This window comes from Pseudenemella bisphenolivorans (assembly GCF_051133435.1).
GTDB lineage: Bacteria > Actinomycetota > Actinomycetes > Propionibacteriales > Propionibacteriaceae > JAAYAO01.
Genome location: NZ_JBPGNY010000003.1, coordinates 414,139 through 439,671 on the forward strand (window position 1 = coordinate 414,139; position 25,533 = coordinate 439,671).

The 25,533-nt window shown below is 64.1% G+C and carries 23 protein-coding genes; 9 read left to right on the forward strand and 14 right to left on the reverse strand.

Going from position 1 to position 25,533, the window contains the following annotated elements; translation table 11 throughout:
- The first annotated feature begins 28 nt into the window (after window positions 1-28).
- The 7 genes from ACR4XW_RS09500 to ACR4XW_RS09530 all read left to right on the forward strand — a co-directional run bounded on the left by ACR4XW_RS09500 (window position 29) and on the right by ACR4XW_RS09530 (window position 10,127).
- Window positions 29-811 carry an HAD family hydrolase gene (locus ACR4XW_RS09500; RefSeq protein WP_434760310.1) on the forward strand — a complete coding sequence of 261 codons (783 nt, stop codon included), beginning with the start codon at window positions 29-31 and terminating at the stop codon, window positions 809-811.
- 149 nt (window positions 812-960) lie between these two features.
- Entirely contained in the window at window positions 961-3,573 is a 2,613-nt protein-coding gene (locus tag ACR4XW_RS09505; RefSeq protein ID WP_434760311.1) for a Z1 domain-containing protein, read from the forward strand.
- 1 nt (window position 3,574) lies between these two features.
- Window positions 3,575-4,570 carry a PD-(D/E)XK motif protein gene (locus ACR4XW_RS09510; RefSeq protein WP_434760312.1) on the forward strand — a complete coding sequence of 332 codons (996 nt, stop codon included), beginning with the start codon at window positions 3,575-3,577 and terminating at the stop codon, window positions 4,568-4,570.
- A 126-nt stretch (window positions 4,571-4,696) separates the two neighbouring features.
- Window positions 4,697-6,484, forward strand: a complete 1,788-nt coding sequence (locus ACR4XW_RS09515; RefSeq protein ID WP_434760313.1) for a hypothetical protein — start codon at window positions 4,697-4,699, stop codon at window positions 6,482-6,484.
- Between the two features lie 501 nt (window positions 6,485-6,985).
- On the forward strand, window positions 6,986-7,369 hold the full coding sequence (locus tag ACR4XW_RS09520; protein ID WP_434760314.1) for a hypothetical protein: 384 nt from the start codon (window positions 6,986-6,988) through the stop codon (window positions 7,367-7,369).
- Window positions 7,370-7,449: 80 nt separating this feature from the next.
- Window positions 7,450-8,073 carry a DUF6339 family protein gene (locus tag ACR4XW_RS15870; protein WP_491777771.1) on the forward strand — a complete coding sequence of 208 codons (624 nt, stop codon included), beginning with the start codon at window positions 7,450-7,452 and terminating at the stop codon, window positions 8,071-8,073.
- A gap of 131 nt (window positions 8,074-8,204) precedes the next feature.
- Window positions 8,205-10,127, forward strand: a complete 1,923-nt coding sequence (locus ACR4XW_RS09530; RefSeq protein WP_434760316.1) for a DNA cytosine methyltransferase — start codon at window positions 8,205-8,207, stop codon at window positions 10,125-10,127.
- Here the strand turns inward: ACR4XW_RS09530 and ACR4XW_RS09535 are convergent.
- Window positions 10,075-11,346 (reverse strand): ATP-binding protein, encoded by a 1,272-nt coding sequence (locus ACR4XW_RS09535; protein WP_434760317.1) that lies wholly within the window; start codon window positions 11,344-11,346, stop codon window positions 10,075-10,077. The genes ACR4XW_RS09530 and ACR4XW_RS09535 overlap by 53 nt on opposite strands.
- A 455-nt stretch (window positions 11,347-11,801) precedes the next feature.
- The gene (locus ACR4XW_RS09540) at window positions 11,802-12,056 is read right to left on the reverse strand and encodes a ribosomal protein L7/L12 (RefSeq protein ID WP_434760318.1); all 255 of its coding nucleotides are present in this window, start codon (window positions 12,054-12,056) and stop codon (window positions 11,802-11,804) included.
- A gap of 231 nt (window positions 12,057-12,287) precedes the next feature.
- Here ACR4XW_RS09540 and ACR4XW_RS09545 point away from each other — a divergent pair, with 231 nt between their 5' ends.
- Entirely contained in the window at window positions 12,288-12,854 is a 567-nt protein-coding gene (locus ACR4XW_RS09545) for a hypothetical protein (RefSeq protein ID WP_434760319.1), read from the forward strand.
- 272 nt (window positions 12,855-13,126) lie between these two features.
- Window positions 13,127-13,723 (forward strand): hypothetical protein, encoded by a 597-nt coding sequence (locus ACR4XW_RS09550; protein WP_434760320.1) that lies wholly within the window; start codon window positions 13,127-13,129, stop codon window positions 13,721-13,723.
- Between the two features lie 18 nt (window positions 13,724-13,741).
- Here the strand turns inward: ACR4XW_RS09550 and ACR4XW_RS09555 are convergent, their stop codons facing one another.
- The 12 genes from ACR4XW_RS09555 to ACR4XW_RS09610 all read right to left on the reverse strand — a co-directional run bounded on the left by ACR4XW_RS09555 (window position 13,742) and on the right by ACR4XW_RS09610 (window position 25,472).
- A complete protein-coding gene (locus tag ACR4XW_RS09555) occupies window positions 13,742-14,827 on the reverse strand; it encodes a lysophospholipid acyltransferase family protein (RefSeq protein ID WP_434760321.1) in 1,086 nt (361 codons plus the stop codon).
- Window positions 14,824-15,822, reverse strand: coding sequence for an NAD-dependent epimerase/dehydratase family protein (locus ACR4XW_RS09560; RefSeq protein ID WP_434760322.1), 999 nt, complete (start codon window positions 15,820-15,822; stop codon window positions 14,824-14,826). Before ACR4XW_RS09560 ends, ACR4XW_RS09555 begins: the two co-directional genes overlap by 4 nt.
- Window positions 15,823-15,837: 15 nt before the next feature.
- A complete protein-coding gene (locus ACR4XW_RS09565) occupies window positions 15,838-15,939 on the reverse strand; it encodes a 30S ribosomal protein bS22 (RefSeq protein WP_434760323.1) in 102 nt (33 codons plus the stop codon).
- A gap of 109 nt (window positions 15,940-16,048) precedes the next feature.
- The gene (locus ACR4XW_RS09570; protein ID WP_434760324.1) at window positions 16,049-16,261 is read right to left on the reverse strand and encodes a helix-turn-helix domain-containing protein; all 213 of its coding nucleotides are present in this window, start codon (window positions 16,259-16,261) and stop codon (window positions 16,049-16,051) included.
- Between the two features lie 191 nt (window positions 16,262-16,452).
- Window positions 16,453-17,604 carry an acetoin utilization protein AcuC gene (locus ACR4XW_RS09575; protein WP_434760325.1) on the reverse strand — a complete coding sequence of 384 codons (1,152 nt, stop codon included), beginning with the start codon at window positions 17,602-17,604 and terminating at the stop codon, window positions 16,453-16,455.
- Window positions 17,605-17,646: 42 nt separating this feature from the next.
- Window positions 17,647-18,480, reverse strand: a complete 834-nt coding sequence (gene proC / locus ACR4XW_RS09580) for a pyrroline-5-carboxylate reductase (protein WP_434760326.1) — start codon at window positions 18,478-18,480, stop codon at window positions 17,647-17,649.
- A gap of 2 nt (window positions 18,481-18,482) precedes the next feature.
- On the reverse strand, window positions 18,483-19,517 hold the full coding sequence (locus tag ACR4XW_RS09585) for an aspartate-semialdehyde dehydrogenase (protein ID WP_434760426.1): 1,035 nt from the start codon (window positions 19,515-19,517) through the stop codon (window positions 18,483-18,485).
- 85 nt (window positions 19,518-19,602) lie between these two features.
- The gene (locus tag ACR4XW_RS09590; RefSeq protein WP_434760327.1) at window positions 19,603-20,541 is read right to left on the reverse strand and encodes a formylglycine-generating enzyme family protein; all 939 of its coding nucleotides are present in this window, start codon (window positions 20,539-20,541) and stop codon (window positions 19,603-19,605) included.
- An 11-nt stretch (window positions 20,542-20,552) separates the two neighbouring features.
- Entirely contained in the window at window positions 20,553-22,733 is a 2,181-nt protein-coding gene (locus ACR4XW_RS09595; RefSeq protein WP_434760328.1) for an arylsulfatase, read from the reverse strand.
- Between the two features lie 92 nt (window positions 22,734-22,825).
- Window positions 22,826-23,689 carry a CPBP family intramembrane glutamic endopeptidase gene (locus ACR4XW_RS09600; RefSeq protein WP_434760329.1) on the reverse strand — a complete coding sequence of 288 codons (864 nt, stop codon included), beginning with the start codon at window positions 23,687-23,689 and terminating at the stop codon, window positions 22,826-22,828.
- On the reverse strand, window positions 23,686-24,678 hold the full coding sequence (locus ACR4XW_RS09605; RefSeq protein WP_434760330.1) for a GNAT family N-acetyltransferase: 993 nt from the start codon (window positions 24,676-24,678) through the stop codon (window positions 23,686-23,688). The genes ACR4XW_RS09600 and ACR4XW_RS09605 overlap by 4 nt, the downstream gene beginning before the upstream one ends.
- On the reverse strand, window positions 24,675-25,472 hold the full coding sequence (locus ACR4XW_RS09610; protein WP_434760331.1) for a sugar phosphate isomerase/epimerase family protein: 798 nt from the start codon (window positions 25,470-25,472) through the stop codon (window positions 24,675-24,677). Before ACR4XW_RS09610 ends, ACR4XW_RS09605 begins: the two co-directional genes overlap by 4 nt.
- Window positions 25,473-25,533 lie beyond the last annotated feature (61 nt).

A 25,533-nucleotide genomic window follows, 5' to 3' on the forward strand; every position in this document is an offset into this window, starting at 1 on the left:
TTCGGGTGGGACGTGTAAGTTTTCTGGCATGGCGATCGGCGCTTTCTTCGACCTGGACAACACCTTGGTTCGGGGTACCTGTCTGGTGCATGTCGCCACTGCCATGTACCGGCGGGGCTATTTCTCCACCCGCAAGATGGCGCACGGGTTGTTGCTGGAGGCGCAGTTTCGGGTGCAGGGCCGCGAGGATATGAACGGCGCCAACTTCGTGCGGCAGAACTTCCTGGACTCGATCACCGGCACGAAAGCCGCTGACCTGGAAGAACTCGTCGCCGAGGTTTTCGAGGCGAAGCTGTCGGACCGAATCTGGCCCGGGGTGCACGAGCTCGCCGATGCCCATCTGGCTGCCGGTCATGAGGTCTGGATCATGACCGCCTCCCCCGTCGAGGTGGCCCGAATCATCGCCGACCGTTTCGGTTTCACCGGTGCGATGGGAACCTTGGCCGAACGCGACGAAAACGACGTCTACACCGGCCAGATGGACAACTTTCTGCATGGGGCGCAGAAGGCCAAGGCGGTCGAGGAGTTGATAGCCGAGCGCGGCATCGATGCAGCCGCCAGCCACGCTTACTCCGACTCGATCAACGATCTGGGGATGTTGGAGTTGGTCGGCAATCCGCATGCGGTGAACCCGGACGCCGCGCTGCGCGAGGTGGCCGAGCTGCACAGTTGGCCGATACACGACTACCGGTCTCGTGCCCAGTGGAAGAACTGGGTCGGCATGGGAGCGGCGGCATCGGTGGTTACTGCCGGTTATCTGGCGCGGCGGGCGTCCAAGGCGAAGAAGGCATTGGCACAGCAGTTGAAGTGAGAAGCCAGCGTCGCTCCAAGGCAGCACGAGTGCCCTAACCAAGCAGAGGCATCCATGCCGATAACTCCCGTTCCCATTTCTGTCACACCCGTGTATTAGTGGAGTAAGGAGAACCACTCTCAAGATACGGCACGACGTTGGAGCCACAAATGGATGAGCAGTTCCTGATCGACATTCTCAAGGGGCGAATGCGTCGGCACGGTGAAACTTTGGACCAAGCAGTCGCATCGACATTCAAGGGGCTGCAGGGGTTGCCGCCCGACCAAACCCCGATCCAAGAGGCTGCAGAGACTCTCGAGCAGGAAGCGCGGAAGAACAAGACTCTGCAACAGCTTCCCACTGTGCAAAGGGCCGAAGTGGAGGATGAAGCCAGAATCCACAACTGGTATATAGGCCCAGTCGAAGGCGATATCTACTGGCCCCGCCTGAAACAGCGCTTGGAGTCTTCGGGCGCTGACTTCGTTTCGAGCTTGGATGTGGAATCCACCGCTGTTGTCAGCCAACTGGCGAATCCCCGCATTAGGGGCCTCAAGAAGAAGGGGCTTGTTCTCGGTTACGTTCAAGCGGGGAAGACCGGTAACTACACAGCTGTGATGGCCAAGGCGGCCGATGCCGGATACAGACTGGTGATCGTGTTGGCGGGGCTCCACAACAACTTGCGCCGCCAGACTCAGGGACGCCTCGAAGATGATCTCTGCGGTCAGGGTTGGATCAAGCTAACTACTCGGGATGAGGACTTCGGGCGGGCAGAGGCAGATCTCCTGGGTGGGACGAAGAAGCCCATGATTGCCGTAGTCAAGAAGAACCCCTCTCGTCTGAGCAGGCTCCGAGATTGGCTACTGGACGCACCCGTCGATGTTCGCGAACGTAACGCCGTTCTGATCATCGATGACGAAGCGGACCAAGCAACCCCAAATGGCGCGAAGCTCCAAGCCGAAAGGACTGCGATCAACCGTCTGGTGGCGGAGATCTGGGGCGCAGTCAAAACCGGTACTTACGTGGGTTACACAGCGACGCCGTATGCCAACGTCTTCATGGATCCGGCGGATGAAGCGGACGTTTACCCTTCCGATTTCATTTCCGAGATTCCTCGCTCCGATAACTACTTCGGCGCCGAACGCCTTTTCGGACGCCAAGCGCTGGACAACGCGGACGATCCGGACGATGGCCTCGACATGATCCGCCATGTCACCGAGGAGGAAGAGGAGAGCCTCAGAGTCAGCGGCCTGACAGCCGAAGAGCGGAAGCTCTTCGATCCAGAGCTCCCCGCGTCCTTGGAGGACGCCATCCGCTGGTTCCTCCTGGCCACGGCCATTCGTCGACTGCGGGGGCACCAGAAGCACAGCTCCATGCTCATCCACACCACGCACTACGTGGACCCGCATTTCCTCATGCGCGATCGCGTTCAGCAATTCTTGGACGACGTAGATCTGGCGGACGGCGAGTTCGAGCGCTTATTTCATGCCGAGATCGACCGCGCCAGAGAGGTGGCCACGGAGCGAATCCCCAGCTGGAGCGAGGTCGCTCCGATGTTGCCCTCAGTGATAGACGAGACATTGGTCGTTGTCGACAACGGCAGCTCCGATCTTCGCCTCAGCTATGACTCAGAGGAACCCTTGACTGTGATCGCGATCGGCGGAGCAACGCTTTCCCGGGGCCTAACACTGGAGGGGTTGGTTGTGTCGTACTTCATCAGGTCCGCCAGTACCTACGACACTTTGATGCAAATGGGACGCTGGTTCGGGTACCGAGGCGGCTATGAGGATCTCCCTCGAATCTGGATGCCCTCGGACCTGGAGAATGACTTCCAGTTCTTGGCACTCATAGAAGAAGAGATCCGCCGGGACATGCGCACCATGCAGGAGTTGGGCCTTACCCCTGAACAGTTCGGCGTCAGGGTGAGAACCCATCCCGGCCGTTTGGAAATCACCGGAAAGATGGGCGCTGCAGTACCGGTTCGCGTGTCTTTCTCGGGTCAACGGAAGCAGACCTTCATTCTCTTCGAGAAGAATGCCGACAAACTGGCCAAAAACCTGCAGGCGACCCGCGATTTCATCGCTCGCGTGGGAGTCACAAGTTTCGCACGGGACCCCGAAGTGAATGACCGTTGGGTCGCACGTGGTGTGAGCGCCAACGAGGTGGCGCGCTTCATTGAGCAGTACGAGTTTCACCCGGATCAACCTTCGCTTACCAGTGATCTCGTAGCTGGGTGGCTCAAACGAGTAGCGCCGGAGATCCCTTGGAACGTGGTGATCCTGGAGCCTTCTCAGAGTCACAAGGGTGTCGCAGGAAGCCTCGATCTGGGCCTGCCGGACTTGGTGACCAGAACAAATCGTGCCCCACTGAAGAGTTCAAAGGCTGGAGTCGCGAACATCAAAGCACTCTTATCCGCGTCCGACTGGACGGCTGACATTCCCCGCGACAAAGTGAACATGGCCCTGGCCGACGGAAAGTCGCACGAACAGATCCGCCGACAGTCCAGTGAAGGCCGATCAGGGCTGCTGCTGGTAGTACCACTCAACCCAGCGTCGACCCCGCGTCAGTCCGCAAAGCTGTACGGTACGCGCCGCGAGATGGCCGCAGCGGACGAGGTCATCGGACTGGGGCTGGTATTTCCTTTGGCGTCGGAAGAGGCGGACCGATTTGACGCCAAGTACTACTCGGTGCACCCGGAATGGTCCGATGCCCCCGACGATCTCGACCTCCCGGTCGACACCGAGAAGTCGAGCGAGATTCGCGCCGAAGATCTGGAAGATGACTGATATGACCAACATCGCGGACGCCTTCCTGTACTTGACCGCCTTCGGATCCACCGCACGACAGTTCGAACTCAAGACGCGCGAGCTCGATATGGCTCTACCCGCCGGACCAGTCTTGGTGGGTGTCGATGCCGTGAATGGCCTCCACCTCCTGCTCCCTATAGGAGGTGCAAAAACCGAAGAGGATCGCCGCAGCAAGCACGTAGTGGTTGTCGAGAGCACGTACGGCACCAATGAGAACCCGGCTCGCTACGTCGATCTGCACTGCCGAACCCCATCCCTCGGACGAATGTTCGAACAGTTGGCTGAAGATGTCGTCACGCGTTTGAAGGAGGGAGATGATCCCGCAACGGTGTGTCAGCGAACTCTCGACGACTGGAGATATCTCCTGGAGCGAGAGCGAGGTTCTCTCGGATTCGAAGAAATCTTGGGCCTTCACGGCGAGTTGCATGTTCTTCAGCTCTTGGCTCAGCACTCGCCTCTTAGGGCGGTAGATATCTGGCAAGGCCCCCTTGGCAGTCCCCAAGACTTCTTGAGTCACGGGCGGGCGTTGGAAGTCAAGACCACTCGAAGCGTCGACGCGTCGACCATACGTGTTTCGAACGCTGCCCAGCTGGACCCCGAGGGTTTGGAGTCCCTCGATCTATTGCTCATCCAGGTCAGCGAGGATGACCGCGGCCAAACGCTCGATGAGCGAGTGGAAAAGGCCTTGGCAGCGGGCGCTCCCCAACGTCACCTGATCGAACGGGTTCAGCAGGCGGGCTATGACTACGGTAGCGGACAGTCAACGGAACCGATCCTGGTACGTGAGTGCTTCCACTGGCGCGTCACACCCGACTTCCCGAGTCTGCGGGCTGCCGATATCGACCCGACCAGGCGAATGGCTATCTCACACGTCTCCTATGACTTGACCCTGACCGGATCGGCAGACCACACCGGGGAGGACGAGATTCGCGCATTTCTGTCCCATTGGATCGAGCGAGATGGGGATGCAGCGTGACCCACAGAGCAAAGGACTCAGGTCGAGCAAGCGTTCTATTCTACAGTGCTAGCGGACGAATTGCTTGTCGGAGACGATGGGGAGGATGAACCCGTGGTTATTCTCAACACTGGCTTGGCTCCACGCTTGGACTGGTTCGCGAAACCCTATGGCCCCGGTGACATAGATGGCGCGGGCACGCTGAAGCTGCTGGGCTCCCCGGCTCTCGACCTAACCGAGTTGTTCGTTCGAGAAACCGCACAGAACAGTTGGGATGCGCGACTTCCGAGTTCGGATCTTTCCTACACGATTCATCTGCGATCTTTGGCATCCTCGGAACTGGAGGTGTTGCGAAGCGCCTTGGGCAGCGGAGCCTCACGGTTACCCTTGGCTGCGTCCCTCGCCAAGAAGAACCTGATGGTGCTCGAGGTATCCGACCGCGGAACTTGGGGACTGACGGGACCAACCCGAAATGATGTGGTGATCCCGCCGGGGGTTTCCAGGAACTACATAGACTTGGTTCTGAATGTTGGAGCGCCGCCAGACGCCTTGGGTGCAGGCACCTACGGGTTCGGTAAGACCGTCGCATTCACTGCAAGCAGGGCGCAGACTGCCGTTTATTGGACAAGGGCACGCGAACCCCACGGTTTGGAGCATCGGCTTATCGCCTGCGGTATCGGCGACAACTTCGAGATCAACCGGCAACGGTACACCGGTCGGCACTGGTGGGGAGTGCAAGCCGACAACCAACGAATCGAACCCCTGAAGGGGCCCATGGCACAGCGTTTGGGAGAGCGGTTTTTTCGTGCACGCTATGGCCCGAACGAATCAGGCACATCCATCATGATCATTGATCCGATCCTTACCGAGGGTACTCCCCTGCAGATGATGGAGGCGATTCGGAACAAGGTCGTGGAGCACTTGTGGCCGAAGTTGGTGCCTGATCATCGACGTCCCAACATGGCCATCAACTTGCGCTTCGAAGACATTGAGGTGGAAATCCCCAAGCCCGAGACGATTCCGTTCCTGCAGCCTTTCGTCGATTGCCTTCGCGCGGTTCGTGCTCAACAAAGCGGAGAGACGCCACAAAGTCAATTCAACGTCAAAGTCCACGCCCTGAAGACACAAAGACCGGCCGAAACAGTGGGTCATTTGGCCCTGACGAAGGCGCCGATCTCTCTCGGGCAACCTTCTGGGCTGACGCCACCGGCTCATCACGTCTGCTATATGCGCCACGAGGCAGAACTGGTCGTGAAGTACCAAGAATTCCCGGTTCTGGACGTCGATGGCTTCCACTGGGCGGGTGTTTTCAAGTGCACACCGCAGGTGGAGGAGTTCTTCGCCGAAGCCGAACCTCCAGCACACGATGACTGGCAGCCAAAGCTTCTGCCTCGTCCTGGTAGCACGTACGTGAATCAGGCTTTAGGCAAAACGCGAGCAGCTGTCACCGATTTCCTGCGCCCATTTCAGCCTCTGGCCAATACCACCGGCGAGACTCCGTCGGCTGCCGCTCTTGCCGATAGGTTGGCTGGCCTCTTGGGCACCGCATGTGGGACTCGACCGTTGTCAACCGGCAAGGCCGCGAAAACGCGTAGACCATCCCGGCCTCGAGTCGTGAAACCGCGTGCACGGGTGATCGACGTCCAGACGTTGACCCGCGAAGGCACATTTCGTCACATGGCCGCCTTGATCGAGTTGGACGCCGGCTCCGCAACTGCCGCACGTATCCATGCAATGGTCAGCGTTGGAGTCGACGGAGCCCGGGAACACGATCCAGATGTTGCACGGGTCATTGGGTGGTCGGATCATCCCACGGGAGCGCTTTTCGAAGACAACGAGTTTTGTTACCTGCCTCCCGGCGGCAACGCCTGGCTCCGGATCATGGCGCGCCATGACTTGGCTGTCGACGTCCAACTGGGGGTTGAAGCCATATGACACTGCGGATCATGCCGTATCGGACTGCGTGCGAGGGCTCAGTGACCTGGGGCGACTGGAATGTCAGCGTCGATGGGCAGCCGTTTGCTCCAGTGGGAGATACTCTTCCCAGTTGGGATTACCAATCCACGTTGCAGTTGGAACTCCGGCCCAGCGTCGAATGGTTACCTCTGTTCGAATCCACCCATTTGGACAATGCCGATCAAGTGTGCTTCACCGCTACAGTCGACTGCGCAGCCACCAACCGCCGCATAACTGCTTCAGAGCCCGGCCGCGCGTTCTTGAATGGCCCTTCTCCCATCAGAGTCGATGTGCCGGCTGGTTCTGTGGCCGAGCAGATCAATCTGCAGTGTCATTTGGTGCTGGCACAAGACCTACCGCACCAAGTTGGGCGAACTGGCCACACAAGCTGGGGCATACCTTCATAGCAGCGCCTCGACCCGGCTGACACTCGAAGGTCACGGGTCACGGTTTCCGGTCGAGGTTGTCTCGTTTCGCTCCTTGGCCTACGAAGATGGGCTCTGGTCGTTACAGGTGAATCCCATCTCCTTGGACTCAAGGTTCGTTTCAGCCACGCGCTTGTTCATCAACCAAGATCATGCCTCATCAGCGAGCCTGCTCGAATCGGGTGATGACTCACACATCTTCCGGTTTCTGCAACTTGACGTCGCCCGCCAACTGATGCATGCCGTAGCGCGTCTAAAGCCTTCCGACTCAGAGCTGATGGCAGATTGGGAAGAAGGAACGATTGGACAGGTCGCGCAAGAGATGGCCAGCGACGCGCTCGGGACGGATTTGGTTACCTGCATCCGGCTCATCGACCACGACCTCGTTTCTTTCGAGTTGATGCTGCAAAGCGCATTCAGGCCTTGGGAGACAACGTGAGATATGTATATCCCCGCATGTCGGATGCCGATGGGCTACACCGACTGGCCTTGATGCGTCAAACCCACAGCCAAGCGGAGATGGTGGAGCTCATCAGCTTCGAACACGATCGCGCCAGCACTGTCCCCACTGGGGGTACACCGATTCGCCCAAGCCAACTGGAGCGACTCCGACACGACGTCATGGGAGTCATGTCAGTCTGGCTCAGTGGCTCAACCCTGCGACGACAAGGGGTAGCCAACTTCGATAGAGAGCTCGGACGGGTGTTGTTCGAGCACATGAACATCGTCCCTGCCGACGCTGCTCACGATGGTGTCTGGACATTCCTGTCCACCATGATCTTTCCCGACCTGGTTTCCCTGCGTTTCCCAGATCTGCCCGACAGTCGTGTCCTGGGCGGCCTCCGGAATGCGCTGCGACGCACTTGGGTGCGGGAGTCGGTCCTTGGCGGAATCCTGCATCAGGCATCGAAGCCACTCGGCGAGGATGAACTCGTAGGGATCTTCGAGCGTGGCCGTATGGCGCGAAACGATCGTCTCGTCCGCTCTCTGGCTCGCCGGCTGATAGCCTACGAAGGCCCGAACCGCTCCGAGTTTGCGCGGCGACTCTACCGTGAGGCCCGCTACTCGACCGGAACCCGCCTGTTGGATGCCCTCTCGAATGAGCAATTGCAGTTGCACGTCGAGAGCTTGGCCAGGGAGTAACAACGCCGATGCGCCAGCCTTTGAATGCTGATTCAGACACAGCGGGCAACGAGACTTCGCAACCCACGCGGTCCATCGGCGTAAAGCTGGTTCGCGGGCCGTTCATCTCCCTGTCACACCACCCAATGCACGTGGACGACGAAGGCGCGCTCAAACGTCTGTGCAAGCGCCTGAAGAAGAAGGAGCCTGAAGGCTTACTGGCTGCGGACCTCTTCGCCGGCGGTGGTGGGTTGAGTTTGGGGCTGAGCCAAGCAGGCATCAACGTTGTACTCGGCGTGGATCATTACCGAGAAGCCGTCGAGACCCACGCACACCATTTTCCCGGCCTGAGTGTGGACTGGGACTTGGCCGACGTCGCGGTCATCGAACGCATCGCCTCTCTGATGACCGACTGTGGCATAGACGTGCTGTGCGGCGGCCCGCCCTGCCAGCCCTTCTCCAAGGCAGGTCGCTCGAAAATTCGTCACCGAGTTCGGACCGGGCAACGAGACCCCAATGACGAACGACGCGACCTGTGGCGTTCCTTCATGGAGATCGTCCGCCTGGCCCGGCCGAAAGCGGTCATTATGGAGAACGTTCCGGATATGGCCTTGGACCGAGAGATGTTCATCTTCCGGTCCATCGTGCAGGACTTCGAAACGGCCGGGTACTCGGTGTACAGCCGGATTATCGATACATCGGATTACGGCGTTCCCCAGTTTCGACAGCGCCTCATCATCGTTGCGATGGCCGATGGCAACAGCTTCACATGGCCGACGAGAGTGACACAGCAGGTAACGCTCTGGAACGCGATCGGCGATATGCCACCCGTCGAAGGTGGTTGGCGACCGGACGGTGGTCAGGACGGCTGGGCCGAATACGACGGTCCTGTCACGACGTTCCAGCATCAGATGCGGGAAGGCGTGGCACCCCGGGATCGGAGGAAGCTGTTCGACCACATCACCCGACCGGTCAGAGAAGACGACGCACGCGCCTTCGAGATGATGGACTCGAATACCAAATACTCGGATCTACCCGACGAACTCAAGCGATATCGCGACGACATCTTCACCGACAAATACAAGCGCCTGGATGAGCACGACCTGTCGCGGACCATCACCGCCCACATCGCCAAGGACGGGTACGGCTATATCCATCCACGCCAGCCCCGAACTTTGACAGTCCGCGAGGCAGCTCGCATCCAGACTTTCCCCGACTGGTACCGCTTCTCGGGTGGGCCCTCCGCTGCCTTCAAACAGATCGGTAACGCAGTTCCTCCTGCTCTGGGACGACACCTGGCGACGGCAGTGGTCCACGCGTTGGAGGCTCCCCAGCTCGAAACCCGTCAGACCTCGGACGTGGCGAAACGGCTCGCAGATTGGTTCGATTCCCTTCCTCAGTTGGTCCGGCCCTGGTTCCGCGGTGCGACCCGCTGGCAGGTCGTAGTGGCAGAAATGCTGCTTTCCCGGACCGGGCGGCGAGACACCGGTTTTGCTTGGTCAATCATTGAGCGGTGGGCGGCACCCGCCGACACGTTGGCGGAAGCGACATACTTCGGGTCGCTGGCCCGGATTGTGGGGAGCCATAGCCAAGGCAAGCGGGTGATCAAGCTCGCCGAGGACCTGCGGGACACACCCGAGCGCTTGGACGACGACACCCGAATCGCTGACATCCATGGTTTGTCCCGCCGAACTGCCGAGATGTGCGTCCTGACCGTCCCGCCGTCCGACGAGGTGGAGGGTGAGCAGCCCATTCTCGCGATCCAGGCAGCCTTGCGGGTCGCAGCCCGCTTCACCGGTCAGCCTGTTGATCGACAGAACAAGCTCACGGACGGACGCATCGCGCTGGCTCGCATGATCGGTGCCGGAGGAAACGCGCGCTCCGCTCAACTCGGTCTTCTCGAACTGGGGATGTCACTGTGCCGTGTGGAAGATCCCCTTTGCACGCTGTGCCCGCTGTTCAATGATTGCCCGGAGGCTCAGAAACCCAGTGGCCCACAAAGTGAACTGCTGACCTTATTGGTCAAAGACGGTCAAGGCCCAAGCGCCGAGCAACACCGGGGGCCTCGTCCTTGAGGACGTGCGCAATCTGAGCCAAGGAATCGTAATGGCCACCCTTCACCGCCGCCGCCAGTAGTGCCAGCGCAGCGGATTCGTCCGTAGTGGCTTCCCTGGCAGGTGAGGACGCCCGACCGCCACGTCCAGGCGAATTGCGACGGTACCGCTCATTGGCTACCTGACAGATCTCGTGCAGCGGCTTCTCGAGCCGACGCTTCAGCGACACGGGAACACTGACCCTCATCTTGGCGACGTTGATCCCGAATACAGAGTCCAAGTCGGTCGAGAAATCCAGGCTGCACCTGGCAAGCTTCGTGTGCTCGTCGATGGCGCGGATGCCGGCCCAGCCGCCCCATTGCACGAGGCGGTTCGCGCGATAGATGTAAATGCCTTGCTGACGATTCCACTTCAACGGACCGCCCATTCGTTCGAACTCGGCCGCAGAGCCGAAGGAGCTTCGGGCAGGCAGGATCCAACGGCGCAAACCGACCGTCCCGGATTGGTTGTCCTCTTGGATGTCGAAGGTCAACGGATCCAGCTCAAGCGTCTCGCTTTCACCGGTCGCAAACGGATCCCAAGGTTCGATGGGCACCTGATCAATGGTGATCGCGACCCGTCGTCCGGCACTACCGTCGATGAACCGCTGGAAGACCAGTTCCAAGTGCTCCTTGGCCTTCGCCTTCAGCATCTCAACCCGTCGAACAGCCCACGCACCTTCCTTGTAGCGTCCCGCGAAGGCTCGGTCCAGCTTCTCCCAGACCACAATCGTGCCGGCACTATCGGCTAAGCGACCCAACGCCTCCTCAACAGCCGGAGTGCGGCCCGGATCAACGATCAGCCACTCGTCCCACTTATCGATGATGTCCAAGTCGAGCTGGCGGGCATGCGGGGTGCCGAGGCGTGAATCACGAGTAACAACTGTCAGAGATCGGCATTGGGACAACGAAGCGGTCTTCAGCCCCAAGCCATAGCGGCCCAAGTCGCCTACCGAGTAGTCGCGACGACTACCGAAGCGCAGAGCCTCGTTCAGGTTGTTGCGCGTCATTCCAGAGCCGTCGTCGGAGATCACGACTCTTGGTGGGTCGGCGTTGAAAGAGATGTCCACGTTGGCAGCGCCCGCAGCAATACTGTTGTCGACCACGTCGGCAACAGCGGTTGAAAAGTCGTACCCGATGTCCCGGAGCGAAGTGGCCAGCCGCGCTGCCGACGGGGTCACGGTGTACTGCCGCGTCGCCATGGTGTTCTCCTTGCTGAGTTCTTACCTACACCCCCTTTTACCAGGGGGCACCGTCAAAAGCGCGCTCTGACACGGCCGAGGCCGAATGGATCACCTTAGGGGCTGGACAAGTTAGGGAAAACAGCATGGATGATCCTCACCAGCTCAGCTGCGCAACTCTCGTCCAGTTGCATCGACTGACTGCTCTTGGGACGCCTGGAGCGCGCGTCCGAGCCGAAAGTGGTGAGATGCAAGTACTTCGTGCCATCGCCCCCGGTCACCACTTGGTGATAACACGTGACAGCGGTCGGGTGAACTTTGACGTTCTGCTTCCCTTTCGCATAGTCCTTCAGGCGCGCCATGGCGTTTCCAATCGCAAGCTGTGGTTCCCGGCACGGTACAGGCTTCCAAGTAAGAGGGGTTGAAGGCTCACTGGAAACCCCAAGCCGACATGGTGTTGCAACGAGATGTGCCACCTACCCGATCGAGTCGATCACGTTCTTGGCCTCCATCAGCCCCGCCCCGGTTCGTTCGCGATATGCCTTGATGGCCTCGATCTTCTTGCCGCGCGCCACGAGATCGTGTTCCTTGGCTGAGATGCCCATCGGCTGAGCCCATTCCACAGCGACGCCGGACTTGTTGGCCAGCATCTCCACCACGGATTCCAGGTGGGCAATCCTGCGCTCGAGCTTGTCGATGCGTTCGGTGTCGCCGCTCTTGAGCCAGCCCATGCCTACTCCTTCATCACTGACCAGACAGGTGCCTTCAAGCTAGTACGTATTGAACGACCCCGCAGTAGGCCTGGCCGTTGAGGGATTGAGGTCACCGCTGGTGAAACGTCAACTTGGCGCTGACTGTGGATAAGGGCTCTTCGGGCACGGGCTTTCCACAATTCTGTCGCACACCCTCCGAATGGCACCTCGGCCGTGCCAGAGTGACATTCGTCGAACGGGGGTGAGTCCATGAAACGACGGAGTGTCTGGGCGATCACGATGATCAGCGTGATGGCTTTTGTCGGCTGCGCCGGCGCTGGTGCTGATACTCCGACACCCACACCGACTTCGACGCCATCAGCCTCTGACAAGCCGTCCGCGACGCCGACCCCAACACCGACTCCGGAGAGTGAAGAAGAGCGGGCTGCAACGGATGCCATCGACACGTACAAGGCGTTCATCCATGCAGCTCACGCCTTCTTGAATGATCCAGACAATCAGTCCGTCGAAGATGCGCTCGTGCTCACAACGGACGACGGCTCCGCACGGTCCGGACTACTGGCCGAGGCCTCCCAAATCGAGGAGTCTGGATTTGAGTTCGAAGGAGTTCCAACCATCAAGCGTGCGGCGCCCACCTCTATCGATGTCGAAGCTGGCGTGGTCATTTTATCGGCTTGCGTAGATGTTCGAGCCTTGCGAGTTAATGGCGAGGCTGCGCCTGATCGTCCTGATTTCTTTATCGAGAGTCCAGAACTCCATAGGGTGAACGGTCGCTGGCTAGTGCACAAGATCGACGGGGAACCGGGATCATGCTGAAGACCGTCGTCGTAATGATCGCCTCGTCACTTATGGCGTTGCCCATCATGTCGCCGCTATCAAATCCGTACCGTACCGGCAGTTGCGATCACATGAGTTCCTCTCGCTACGGAAAGACCATCCGTTGCGAGCACAGCGCTCCCTCGACCACAACCACAACGCGCGACAGCAGCCGCCGTCCGGCCAGTACATCGACCGCACCACGCATCGGCCGGCCTTCATTCGGCCCGGGCCCGGCCGCAATCAAAGCGGTCTTCGACCAGGTGGTCTGCGTGGGGCACGGCGCAGTCGACGGACGCGAAGGCCGCCTCTGCGGCGTCGAGGGCAAGCCCGCTGCCGGCGGCCGTCCGGTTGATCGCGCCCGTCCCGCCGCTCCGACGATCACCTCTCATGAGGCAGCCCGGCGAGCCGTGGCCACACTCGACCTGAAAGTGCCCGAACCGCATCTCGGCCCCACCCCCGACGATCTCGAATGGGGCTTCGTCCCGGTCGGGTATCCGGTCTGGTTGTGGACCACCGGCGGGTCCACGTCCACCAGCCAGGTCACGACCACGGTCGAAGGCATCACCGTCTCCATCCGCCACGACCCGCCGGTACTGACCTGGTCGATGGGTGACGGCACCCCATCGTTCAGTTGTCCCAGTGACGCGCCTCGTTACCAGCCACCCGCAGACGGTGTGGTCACCGAGCCGACCACCTGCGGCCACCGATTCACCAAGCTCGGCCGTTACACCCCGACGGTCACGGCCACCTGGACGATCCACTGGCAGGCCGGCCCCGATTCGGGCACGTTCACCGAAACACTGACCCGGTCCATGAACGAGATTCCCGTGGGCGAATTGCAGTCGGTGGTCACCCGCCGCGGCTGACGGCGGCGCCACCCCGGCTCACCAGAAGACCGAGCGGCGTTCTTCGAGCAGGTCGTGCAGGGTGCGCTGGATCGTATGGCGCACCTGATCGGTGAGCCGCAACACGGTGGCGGGATCGTCCTCGAAGCCCTGCAGAACCTCGGTGTAGATCGGCTCGCCGAACTTGATCGACCACTTCGACGGCAGCGGCACCGCACCCAGCACCCCCAGCCAGGGGAAGGTCGGGGTCACCGGGAAATACGGCAGATCGAACACCCTGGCGATCGCGGGCACCTGGCTGAGCATCGGGTAGATCTCTTCCGACCCGACGATCGACACCGGCACGATCGGCACCCCGGCCTTCAAAGCGGTGGAGACGAATCCACCCCGACCGAAACGCTGCAGGCGATACCGCTCGGCATACAACTTGCCCAGGCCCTTGAAGCCCTCGGGGAAGGCCGCGACCAGGTGGCCCTCCGACAACAGCCGCAGCGCGTCCTCCTGGCAGGCGTAGGTCGAACCGGTGCGGCGGGCGAACTCGGCGATGAACGGCGTCCGAAAGGCCAGATCGGCGGCCAGCGGCCGGACCCATCGATCGGCCTCGTCGTGCACCAGGGTCTGCAGCACCAGAGAGTCCCAGGGCAGCGCGCCGGCGTGGTTCGACACCAGCAGCGCCGGGCCGTCGGGCAAGTTTTCGATGCCGGTGGCCTCGACCCGGAACCACTGCCGGACGATGGGGCGCATCATCGGCAGGAAGACCCGTTCGGCGTATTCGGGGTCGAACCCGAACTCGTCCACGGCATACTCGCCCAGCCAGCGGTTGCGGGCGAACTCGATCGTCGCCTCGGGCCCGTCCTGCCAGTCGACGCCGAACCGTTCCGCGAGCCGCACCAGTCCGGCGATCGGGTCGTCCAGCCAGCCGCGAAGATCGTCGGGCGAGATTTGGCGCAGATTGTCCAGCAGCGCCCCGGCCGATTGCAGGGTCTCGACCAGCAGGCCGGCCACGTCGGGCATCGGAGGACCGTCGGTGGGAGCCGAACCGGTGAACGAGGGCTCGTCCTGGGCCGCGGCGTCGGGCTCGGGCCCGACCTCATCGCGGTGGTCGTCGAACTCGGCGGCGCTCATCGCTCATCTCCGGTGAACTTGGCCAACCCGGCCAGTACTCCGTCCAGCCGGTCGGCCGACCACAGCCCCGGACGGACGAAGGCGGCGAACTCCTCCACCGCCCGCCGGCTGGAGGTGCGGGCCGTCCAACCGGTCGCCTCGGTCAACCGGGACGAATCGACCACCCGGCCATAGGCGAGCTCGTCGAAATCGCGGCCCGGAATCGGTTGCTTCAAGGTGCGGGCCACCACGGGCGCCAACGGTTTGGGCACCGGCAGCGGCGGACGTCCGACCAGACGCAACACCAGCGACAACGGCAACACATCGGGGGCGGCGGCATTGAACACCCCGGACTCCCCGGTCGCCACAACCGCTTCCACCGCAGCCACGGCGTCGGCCGGATGCAGGAACTGCACTCTGGCGTCGAAGCCCGCCAACCGGATCACGGCCCGCTGGGACAGGAATCGCGACCAGACCGTGTCGACTCCCGACCCCATCAGGGCACCCAGGCGCAGCACGGTCACCGCCATCTCGGGATGACGGCGGGCCAATCCGGCCACGGCTGTTTCCACCTCGATCAGGTGGCGTCGGGCCCCATCGGTGGGCCGTGAATCCATTGGCACCGATTCGGTCAGGTAGGTGACCTGGGAGGCGGAGGCGGAGTAGACCGACACCGAGGACAACATCACGAACTGCTCGATACCGGCCTGTTCGACCGCCGAGATCAGGTTCAAGGTGCCCATCACGGCCAGTTCCTTGGCCGTGGCCGGCAGGTTCGCGGGCAGATCGGGCCCCGCGGTGGAGGCATGATGAATCACCGTGGTCGGGTTCAGCCGACGCACGGTCTCAGTCAGTGCCGGGCTGCGCAGATCTGCGCGAATGAAAGTACCGCGCCCCAGATCACGGCGAGGCGCGGTGACGTCGATACCGACGACTTCATGGGTGGCTGACAGGGCCCGGGCGCAGCGAGCTGCCACATCCCGAGATACGCCGGTGACCAGGACCACCCCTGTCATCGCCGGCCCCCGGGCTCACTTGCCGGCGCGGCGACGCTGGATGCGAGTCCTCTTGAGCATCTTGCGGTGCTTCTTCTTCGCCATGCGCTTACGGCGCTTCTTGATAACAGACCCCACAGGTCACCCTCTCGTCAACGAAGCCCTTCTCGGGCGGACAACTATCCAATGATACTCAGGCGGCGAAAGCCAATGCCAATCGTGCCCGTCGAACAGCCTCGGCAGACGGCTAGCCGGTCTCGTAGTACGAGTCGTCGAGATAGTTCTGCACCGCCGACTCCGGCACCCGGAAGTTGCGCCCAAATCGCACGGCTTCGAGTTCTCCGGAGTGAATCAGCCGATACACCGACATGCGTGACACCCGCATCACCGACGCCACTTCGGCGACCGTCAAGAACTTCACCTCGGACAGCGGCGCCGGACGGCCCTTCGCCTCGCTCATGGGTTTGCCCACACTTTCTGGATGCGGTGCGTCGCCGGCTTCCCCTCCGGCGCACGCCCGCACTTGGGCGAAAGCCTAGTGGTTCACGTGCCGCCTGTGAAACCTGGGGCAGAAGAAAGTGAGGATTATCGCATCACGAGCCACTGAAACCAGTACGACACGCCGAGAAGACTGTCTCCGGACGGGTTCGGCTACATCGTCGCGGGGTCGAGGCCCAGTTCGGGAAACACTGCCCGCCGGGTGGCGCGGATGGCCTGGTCCAGCCTGCTGGCCGGGTCGAATCCCTCGTCGAAGGAGGTGAAAACCGGGACGGTGCCCTCCCCCATCGTTTCGGGAGCGGATTCACCCAGCGGTTCCTGCCAATCCGCCGGTACCGGCGTGGTCGGATCGATCGGGCTACCGGCCACGGTGGCGATCAGGTGCGCCCAGGCCCGGGGCACCACGTCGGGCATCGCGTATCCGCCGCCGCCGAGAGCGGCCCACCGTCCGCCGGCGTATTTCTCGGCCAGCTCGGCAACCCACCGGTACGACAGCGCCATCCCGTCCAGGGTGAGTTGCAGGTCGGTCAGCGGGTCGTACCGGTGCGCGTCGGCACCGTGCTGGGTGACCAAGAGATCGGGGCCGAACGCCTCCAGCACGTGCGGGACGATCGCGTCGAAGGCCCGCAACCAGTCCTCGTCGCCGGTGGTGGCCGGCAGCGCCACGTTCACCGCCGTGCCCATCGCATCGCGTCCGCCGACCTCGTGGGCGAAGCCGGTGCCGGGAAACAGGTGCAGCGGGGTTTCGTGCAGGCTGATCGTCATCACATTGGGGTCGTTCCAGAAGACCTCCTGCACCCCGTCGCCGTGGTGGGCGTCGATATCGAGGTAGGCGATCCGGATACCGGGATGGTCGGCCTGCACCTTGCGGATCGCGATCGCGGCATCGTTGTAGACACAGAATCCCGAGGCTCCGGACGGCATCGCGTGGTGCAGTCCGCCGGAGATGTTCACCGCCCGGTCGACGTCACCGGAGGCCACCGACTGCACCGCCTCGACCGTGGCGATCGCCACCTGGGCGGAGATCTCGTGCATCCGGGGAAACAGCGGGTTGTCGGGGGTGCCGATGCCGAACATCGCCTGGGGTGTGCCGGACTGCACCGCGGCGATGTACTCGTCGCTGTGCACCAGGCGCAGCAGGTCGTCGTCGGGGGGTGCCGGGCGGGTCAACAGCATCCGATCGAGTACCCCGAGGGATTCGGCCAACTCGAAGGAACGCAGCACCCGATTCGGCCCCATCGGGTGGTCGGGCCCGAATGAGTACTCGGTCAGCACCGGGCTGTACATCAATCGGCTCGACACCATTGTCGTTCCCCTCTCCGCGCGCGGGCTCGCGGCCCGCACCCCTCAGTCGCCGGACAGTTCCCGACTGCGGTCGCGGGCGGCGACCATCGCTTCGGCCACCGCGGCGCGCATCGCCCGGGCGTCCAACACGTGCAATCCGGCGGCGGTGGTGCCTCCCGGGGAGGTGACCCGCTCGCGCAGCAGCACCGGATGATCACCGGTGTCACGGGCCAGGGTGGCCGACCCCAACACGGTCTGTACCGCCAGGGTGGTGGCGACCTCTCGGGTCAGCCCCATCATCACGCCGCCCTCGATCATCGCATCGATGAAGGCGAACACGTAGGCCGGGCCCGACCCCGACAGGGCGGTGACCGCGTCCTGATCCTTCTCGTCGACGGTGACGACCTCACCCATCCCGCTCAGCAGGGCAGCCACCTGGTTGAGGTGGTCGTCGGTGGCATGCGAGCCCTTCGACACCGCTGCCACCCCGGCCCCGATCACCGCCGGAGTGTTGGGCATCACCCGAATCACCGGCAGTTCGGACGGCCCGCCGGCCTCGGCGATCGCCGCCTCGTACCGTGCTGTGCCGACGCCGGCGGCCAGCGACACGACCAGGGTGCCGGGACGAAGGTGCGGGGCGACCTCGGCCAGCACCGCAACCGCGTCGGCGGGTTTGACCACCACCGCGACCACGGTGGCATCGGCCACTGCCTCGACCGCCGAGCTCGTGGCCGACACCCGGTACACCTCGGTCAGTTCGTCCAACCGGTCGGCGCGGCGCTCGCAGATGGTCAACTGGGAGCGCTGCCAACCGTCGCGCAGCAGTGCGGCGAGCAGGGTCTCCCCCATCACCCCCGCGCCGAGGATGGCGATTCTGTGTTCGGGTGTCGGCGCCATGATCAGCTCCTGGCTGCGATGATTTCGGCGATCTGGATGGCGTTCAGTGCCGCGCCCTTGCGCAGGTTGTCGTTGGAGACGAATAGCACCAAGCCGTGGCCCTCCGGGGCGGATTGGTCGCGGCGGATCCGGCCGACATAGGAGGCGTCCTTGCCGGCGGCGGCCAACGGGTTGGGTACTTCGGTCAGCTCGACCCCGGGGGCGGAGGCGAGCACCTCGCGGGCCTGTTCGGGGCTGATCGGGTCGGCGAACTCGGCGTGCAGGGCCAACGAGTGGCCGGTGAACACCGGCACCCGCACGCAGGTGCCAGACACCAGCAGGTCGGGGATGTGCAGGATCTTGCGCGACTCGTTGCGCAGCTTCTGTTCCTCGTCGGTCTCGTCCGAGCCGTCGTCGACGATCGAGCCGGCGACCGGCACCACGTTGAACCCGATCGGGGCCCGGTAGGGGCCCAATTCGGTGATGCCGTGGGCCGACCCGTCGAAGGTCAGCTGCTTCGGGTCGGAGACCTGGGCGATCTGGTCGGCGAGGGTGTCCACCCCGGCCAGGCCCGACCCGGAGGTCGCCTGGTAGGTGGCCACGATCAGTCGGCGCAGGGAGGCGACGTCGTGCAGGGCCTTGAGCACCGGCATCGCCGCCATCGTGGTGCAGTTCGGGTTGGCGATGATGCCCTTGGGCGGGTTGATCGTGTCCTCGGGGTTCACCTCGGAGACGACCAGCGGCACCTCGGGGTCGAGCCGCCAGGCCGAGGAGTTGTCGACCACGGTCGCGCCGGCCTCGGCGACCTTGGGGGCGTACTGCTTCGACATCGTGCCCCCGGCGGAGAACATCGCCAGGTCGAGACCGCTGAAATCGGCGGTGGCGGTGTCCTCGACGGTCACCTCGCCATCACGCCACGGCAGCTTCTTGCCGGCCGATCGGGCCGAGGAGAAGAACCGGATTTCGTCGACGGGGAAGTTCCGCTGGTCGAGCAGCTCACGCATCACATTGCCGACCTGACCGGTTGCCCCAAATACTCCAACACGCATGTGGCCCAGACTATCCCGCCGGGCGGTGGGCCAGATAGCACCGGCTGCGCGGTGGGCGTCGATCGCCGGACGCGAACCGGCCCGGGGTCACGGTTCAGGCGTCGGCGGCGAGCCGGAAGCCCAGGTGCCCGGTGCCGGCATCGGGGGTGTTCTGGGTGCGGGCGGCGACCCGGTAGCGGTTGCAGTAGGAGTCGTGGCACATGTAGGAGCCGCCGCGCATCACCTTGGCTGTGCCGTCGGCCGGGCCCGTCGGGTCGGTGAACGGCCCCGCGCCGTGGTCGGTGCCCCACCAGTCGGCGACCCATTCCCACACATTGCCGGCGGTGTTGTACAGCCCGTACCCGTTGGGTTCGAAGGTGTCCACCGGGGCGGTGCCGAGGTGGCCGTCCTCGACGGTGTTGGTCACCGGGAACCGGCCCTGCCAGATATTGCACCGATGCTCGCCGTTGGGGGTCAGTTCGTCACCCCACGGGTAGCGGGCCTGGTCGAGACCGCCGCGGGCGGCGAACTCCCATTCGGCCTCGGTGGGTAGTCGTTTGCCGACCCATGACGCATAGGCATTGGCGTCGCGCCACGACACGTGCACGACCGGATGGTTGCCGCGGCCGTCCAGGTTGCTGTCGGGTCCTTCGGGGCGGGACCACATCGCCCCGGCCTGGCCGATCCACCACGGTGCCCCGTAGGGACGCGGCGCGTCCGGGCCCTGCAGCTCGGGTGGCAGGAAGCCGGCGAACACGTACGACCAGCCGAACTCTTCCGACTCGGTGCGGTAGCCGGTGGCCTCCACGAAGGCGGCGAACTGATCGTTGGTGACCGCGCAGGTATCGATCCAGAACGGGGACAGGGTTACTTCACGGATCGGGCCCTCCCCGTCGGAGGGGAACCCGATCCTGTCGTCGGTGCCCATCCGGAAGGTGCCCTCCAGCCGCACCATGCCGGTGGTGTCGACCGGCCCTGCCGCGGGGGCGGCCGTCGCCGGGCTGGACGGGACTTGCTCGCGCCGCGGTGTGCAGCAATCTCCCGCGTCACCCATGGTGTTCTCCCTCAGCCATCCAGTTCGATATCCACATAGCGTAGGGAACCATCCACGAATGGGTAATGGGCCGGGAAGGCTCCGACCGGGGAACCGTGGGTGTGGCCGACGTCGAAGGTCTCGTCGATCGAGAAGAACACCAGCGGGGTGGCCTTCACCGAACCCTCAGCCACCACGTCGCCGTCCACCACCATGGTGAAGTCGGCGGGCTTGGCGAACCCCGGGCCCTGGTAACGGCAGGTGACTTCAATGAGCCGTTCGCCGTCGGCGAGAGGTTCTCCGCGCAGGGTGAGGTGGTCGAACTCGAAGGTGTGGAAGTCGAAGACCGGCACCGCGCCCTCGTCCAGCCACAGTGCCGTACCGGCCGGGCGGCCACCGACGGTCAGGATCACGCCCCGGGTGCGTCCGGCCTGCACCTCGACCTTGGCCTTCAGGTGCCAGGACCGGCCGACCAGCTTCGGGGCCTGGCCCTCGGGGAAGCCGACCGCGCCGGGGTGGAAGCGGAACGAGGTGCGACCCTCGCTCATCGGCCGCTGGGGCGGCTGACCCCGATGGTCGCGGGTGTCGCTCATCGGCCAGATACCGACCCGCTCGGCCTCGTCCTGGAACATGGCGGTGAGTTCGGCCAACTTCTCGGGGTGTTCGGCGGCCAGATCGTGGGCCTGGCTGAAGTCGTTGTCCAGGTGGTACAGCTCCCACACGTCTTCCTCGAAGGGCCGGGTCTTCGAACCGACGCCGACCGTCCACGGCACCCCGCCGTGATGGGCCGAGGCCCACCAGCCGTCGGCGTAGATCGCGCGGTGCCCGAACACCTCGAAGTACTGGCGGTGGTGCACCTCGGCGGCGTCGGCATCGTTGAAGGTCGGTTGCAGGCTGACCCCGTCGATGGGCAATTGCTCGGCCCCGTCGACGGTGTCGGGCATGGTGATGCCTGCCAGATCCAGGATCGTGGGGACGATGTCGTTGACGTGTCCGAACTGGCTGCGCACCTCACCGGGGGTGTCGATTCCGGCGGGGTAGCTGAGCACCATTGCGTTGCGAGTGCCGCCCAGGTGGGAGGCGATCTGCTTCACCCACTGCAGCGGCGTCGACATCGCCCACGCCCATCCGGCCGGGTATTGGGCGTAGGAGTTGGGTCCGCCGAGCTCGTCGAGTTTGGCCAGTTGGGTCTCCAACGGCTCCTGAAGACCCTGCAGGGCACCCATGTAGTTGATCGACCCGGGCGGGCCGCCCTCGGCAGAGCCGCCGTTGTCGCCGACGATGTAGACGAACAGGGTGTTGTCGAAGATGCCCTGTTCCTTGAGTTCGGTGACGACCTTGCCGATCTGGACGTCGGTGTGTTCCAGGAAGCCGGCGTAGACCTCCATCATCCGGGTGGCGACCTTGCGTTCGTCGGCGCTGAGGGTGTCCCATGCCGGAATTGCATCGGGCCGGGGGGTGAGGTCGGTGCCCTCGGGTACCGTCCCGGCGGCGATCTGGTCGGCCAGCATCTGCTCGCGGATCGCGTCCCAGCCCTGATCGAAACGTCCGGCGTACTTGTCGGCCCAGCGCATCGGCACGTGGAGAGGTGCGTGGGTGGCACCGGGGGCGAAGTAGGCGAAGAAGGGACGCTCGGGGTTGGCGGCACGCTGCAGTCGGATCCAGTCGATCGTCTTGGCGGCCAGGTCTTCGGTGACGTGATAGTCGGGGTCGGTGGACGGCTCGACCGGTGCGGTGCCCTCGTACAGCGACGGCTCGAACTGGTTGGTCTCCCCGCCGAGGAAGCCGTAGAAACTGTCGAATCCGACCCCGGTGGGCCAGCGGTCGAAGGGGCCGGCCTGCGAGCATTCCCAGGCCGGGGCGAGGTGCCATTTACCGAAGCAGCCGGTGGCGTACCCGTTCATCTGCAGGACGCGGGCGATGGTGGCGGTCTCGTCGCGCAGCACACCGCAGTAGCCGGGGTGATCCCACGAGGAGTTCAGCACCGTACCCACCCCGGTGACGTGCGCGTCGCGTCCGGTGAGCAGGCTGGCACGGGTCGGGGAGCAGATCGCGGTGGTGTGGAAGCGGTTGTAACGCAGACCGTCGCGGGCCAGTTCGTCCAGCGCGGGGGTTTCGACGACCCCGCCGAAGGCGCCCGGCGCCCCGAATCCGACGTCGTCGAGCAGTACGACGACAACGTTGGGGGCGGTGGTCTGGGTTGCTTCAGCCATGTGTTCTGTCCTGTCCCTTGGTTGCACCTCGTCCGCGACCTTAAGGGCAGAGACTTAAGTGAGCGAGAATCCTTCCCGGCCACCGGCCGGGGTCACAGCCAGGACAGGTGCGGGGCGAGCAGGGCGTATCCGACGAAGGCGAAGATGTCGAGCAGGGTGTGGCAGATCACCAGTGGCATCACCCGGCGCCAGCGCCAGTAGACCAGGCCCAGGACGATGCCCATCAACACATTGCCGACCGCCATACCGGGGCCCTGGTAGAGGTGGTAGCTGCCGCGGATCAGCGCCGAGGTGATGATCACCACCGGCCAGCGCCACTGCAGTTGCCGCAGCCGGGTGAACAGCCAGCCGACCATCACGACCTCTTCGGCCGCGCCGTTCATGAAGGCCGCCCCGATCAGCACCGGGATCGTCCACCAGTTCTCGGCCAGGTTCGCCGCGACGATCTGGGTGCTGAGGCCCAGTTCGCGGGCGATCAGATAGACCCCCAACCCGGGGATGCCGATCGCCGCAGCCAGGCCCACCGCGACGAGCAGGTCGCGGGCCGGGCGGCGCAGGTCGAAGCCGATCGTGGCGAAGGGACGGCCGTGGCTGAGATGGAGCAGGTACAGCACCAGCACCACCGGCATCAGGCCGAAGCCGATGTTGGCGATTTGGTACAGCAGATCGAGCCAGGGACGCTCGGGCACCGCCGAGGAGTTCATCGTGGCCTGTTGCCGGGCGAGTGCTTCGGGACGGGTCAGGCGTTCGGTCAGCCGCAGGATCGCGTACACCGCGCTCTGACCGAAGGTGACCCCGAGCACCACCCACACTTCGATGCCGGGACGGGGTCGTCCGGGCTTTTCGGCTGGTTCGGCTCGCGCGGTTCGTTCGGCTCGCGCGGCTCGCTCGGCCGGGTTGGCATCTGTGCTCGGCTTCGGCGCCGATTCGGGTGCCGGGTCGGTCGGGGAGGTCATCGGTCCGCCCGGGTGCGGTAGTGGTAGCGATGATGTTCGGTGAACCCGAGCCGGTCGTACAGCGCCAGGGCGGGCTCATTGCCCGACTCGACCTGGAGATACGCGAAGTCGGCGGTGGTGTCGGCGGCCAGTAGTTGGGTGACCATGCGGCCCAGGCCGCGACGGCGGTGTTGCGGGTGCACCTCGATACACGAGATGCCGAGCCAGTTCTCGGCCGCGGCTCCGCGTCCGATCGCGACCGGGCCGTGTTCATCGACCAGAGTCAGGTAGCGCGCCGGGCCCGCGGTGAGCACCGGCACCGCTCGCGGGTCCTCCCCCTCGCCGCCGCGCAGCAGGGTCAGCCATTGCGGTGTCGGCGCGTGGTGCCAGACCGGACGCAGCCCGTCGGGAAGAGCGGCCGGGGCCAGCGAATCTTCGGTGAGGTCGCGCACCATGACATGGACGGGGTCGCTCGCCCGCCAGCCGCCGGCGGCTGCCGCGGCGTCGACCTCGGCGATCGAAGGGCCGGCGTCGCGGGTCGGGCCGAGAGGTTCCCCGTCGTTGGTCAGGGTGATCTGCAGCCGTCCCGGCAGGTCACGGTGGCGGTAGAAGTCGTCGACCGCGGCCAGGGCCTCGGGTACCGGTAGCCCGGGGTCGCCGGCGACCAGGGTGGAGTTCGCCCGGCTCGTCCAGCCCGAACCGGCGCGCAGCAGCCAGCCGCCCAGCCGGAACCGTTCCACCCCGGGCCAGCCGTGGGTGGCGACGCGCTGCAGATCGAGCGGGGTGGAGACGGGGCGCACCATCCGGGGGCCGGTTTCGCGGCGGTGGGTGATCTTGGACCGTTCCACCCACTGGGGCCCGGCGTCGGCCGGCAACACGATCAGGTGTGGCCCGTCCACGCCGAGGGGGTGGCCGACCAGGTCACGAGCTCCGGTGTCGTCGGCGATCCGCAACGACACCCGTGGGGCGTCGGCCGGTGGGGCCGACACCAAGGTGACGGCCTGGTTCACCGCTGGCCCAGGTGGGTGCGGGTGAACTCGAGGGCCTCGGCCAGATCCTTCTCCCGTTGCGCCCGGGAGCCCGATTTGCGGGTGTTCACCTCCAACACCACATGACCCCGGTAGCCGCGTTCGGTGAGGGCCTGCAGCACCTTGTCGGCCTGCTGGTTGCCGCGTCCGGGAATCAGGTGCTCGTCGTTGAACGAGCCCATCCCGTCGGTGAGGTGCAGGTGCTGCAGTCGGTCGCCCCAGCTCTCCACCAGGTTCAGGGACTGCATCCGGGCGGTGGCGGCATGCGACAGGTCGAGGGTGAGGGCGTCGTAGTCCAGGTCGGTGGGGTCCCAGCCGGGCTGGTAGGCCTTCAGCTCACCGGCGGGGGTGCGCCAGGGGAACATGTTCTCGACACAGAAGGTGACATGGTGTTCCTCGTTCAGTCGGCGCACCCCGGCGATGAAGTCGGAGGCGTAGCCGCGCTGCCAGATGAACGGCGGGTGCACCACCACCACGTCGGCGCCGAGCCGTTCGGCGACTTCGGCCGAGCGCACCAGTTTGTCCCACGGGTCACTGCCCCAGACGCGCTGGGTGACCAGCAGGGTGGGGGCGTGGATCGCCACCACCGGGATCTGGTGGTAGTCGCGCAGCTTTTCCACCGCGTCCACGTCGGCGGCCACGGGGTCGATGCCGACCATCACCTCGACCCCGTCGTACCCGAGGCGTCCGGCCAGTTCGAACGCACTGGACGTCGACTCGGGGTAGACCGAGGACGTCGACAGGGACACCTTGGGGCTGGGGTGGTCGTTGCTCACGGAGCCCACTTTAGTGGGGTGCGGGTAAGCCGGGGTCAAGCCGTCGTACCGGCCGATCGGC

Coding starts and splice junctions, on each gene's coding strand:
- ACR4XW_RS09500 (WP_434760310.1), top strand. CDS start 29: ATGGCGATCGGCGCTTTCTTCGACCTGGACAACACCTTGGTTCGGGGT.
- ACR4XW_RS09505 (WP_434760311.1), top strand. CDS start 961: ATGGATGAGCAGTTCCTGATCGACATTCTCAAGGGGCGAATGCGTCGG.
- ACR4XW_RS09510 (WP_434760312.1), top strand. CDS start 3,575: ATGACCAACATCGCGGACGCCTTCCTGTACTTGACCGCCTTCGGATCC.
- ACR4XW_RS15870 (WP_491777771.1), top strand. CDS start 7,450: ATGGTGGAGCTCATCAGCTTCGAACACGATCGCGCCAGCACTGTCCCC.
- ACR4XW_RS09535 (WP_434760317.1), bottom strand. CDS start 11,346: ATGGCGACGCGGCAGTACACCGTGACCCCGTCGGCAGCGCGGCTGGCC.
- ACR4XW_RS09540 (WP_434760318.1), bottom strand. CDS start 12,056: ATGGGCTGGCTCAAGAGCGGCGACACCGAACGCATCGACAAGCTCGAG.
- ACR4XW_RS09545 (WP_434760319.1), top strand. CDS start 12,288: ATGAAACGACGGAGTGTCTGGGCGATCACGATGATCAGCGTGATGGCT.
- ACR4XW_RS09555 (WP_434760321.1), bottom strand. CDS start 14,827: ATGAGCGCCGCCGAGTTCGACGACCACCGCGATGAGGTCGGGCCCGAG.
- ACR4XW_RS09560 (WP_434760322.1), bottom strand. CDS start 15,822: ATGACAGGGGTGGTCCTGGTCACCGGCGTATCTCGGGATGTGGCAGCT.
- ACR4XW_RS09570 (WP_434760324.1), bottom strand. CDS start 16,261: ATGAGCGAGGCGAAGGGCCGTCCGGCGCCGCTGTCCGAGGTGAAGTTC.
- ACR4XW_RS09575 (WP_434760325.1), bottom strand. CDS start 17,604: ATGGTGTCGAGCCGATTGATGTACAGCCCGGTGCTGACCGAGTACTCA.
- proC (WP_434760326.1), bottom strand. CDS start 18,480: ATGGCGCCGACACCCGAACACAGAATCGCCATCCTCGGCGCGGGGGTG.
- ACR4XW_RS09590 (WP_434760327.1), bottom strand. CDS start 20,541: ATGGGTGACGCGGGAGATTGCTGCACACCGCGGCGCGAGCAAGTCCCG.
- ACR4XW_RS09595 (WP_434760328.1), bottom strand. CDS start 22,733: ATGGCTGAAGCAACCCAGACCACCGCCCCCAACGTTGTCGTCGTACTG.
- ACR4XW_RS09600 (WP_434760329.1), bottom strand. CDS start 23,689: ATGACCTCCCCGACCGACCCGGCACCCGAATCGGCGCCGAAGCCGAGC.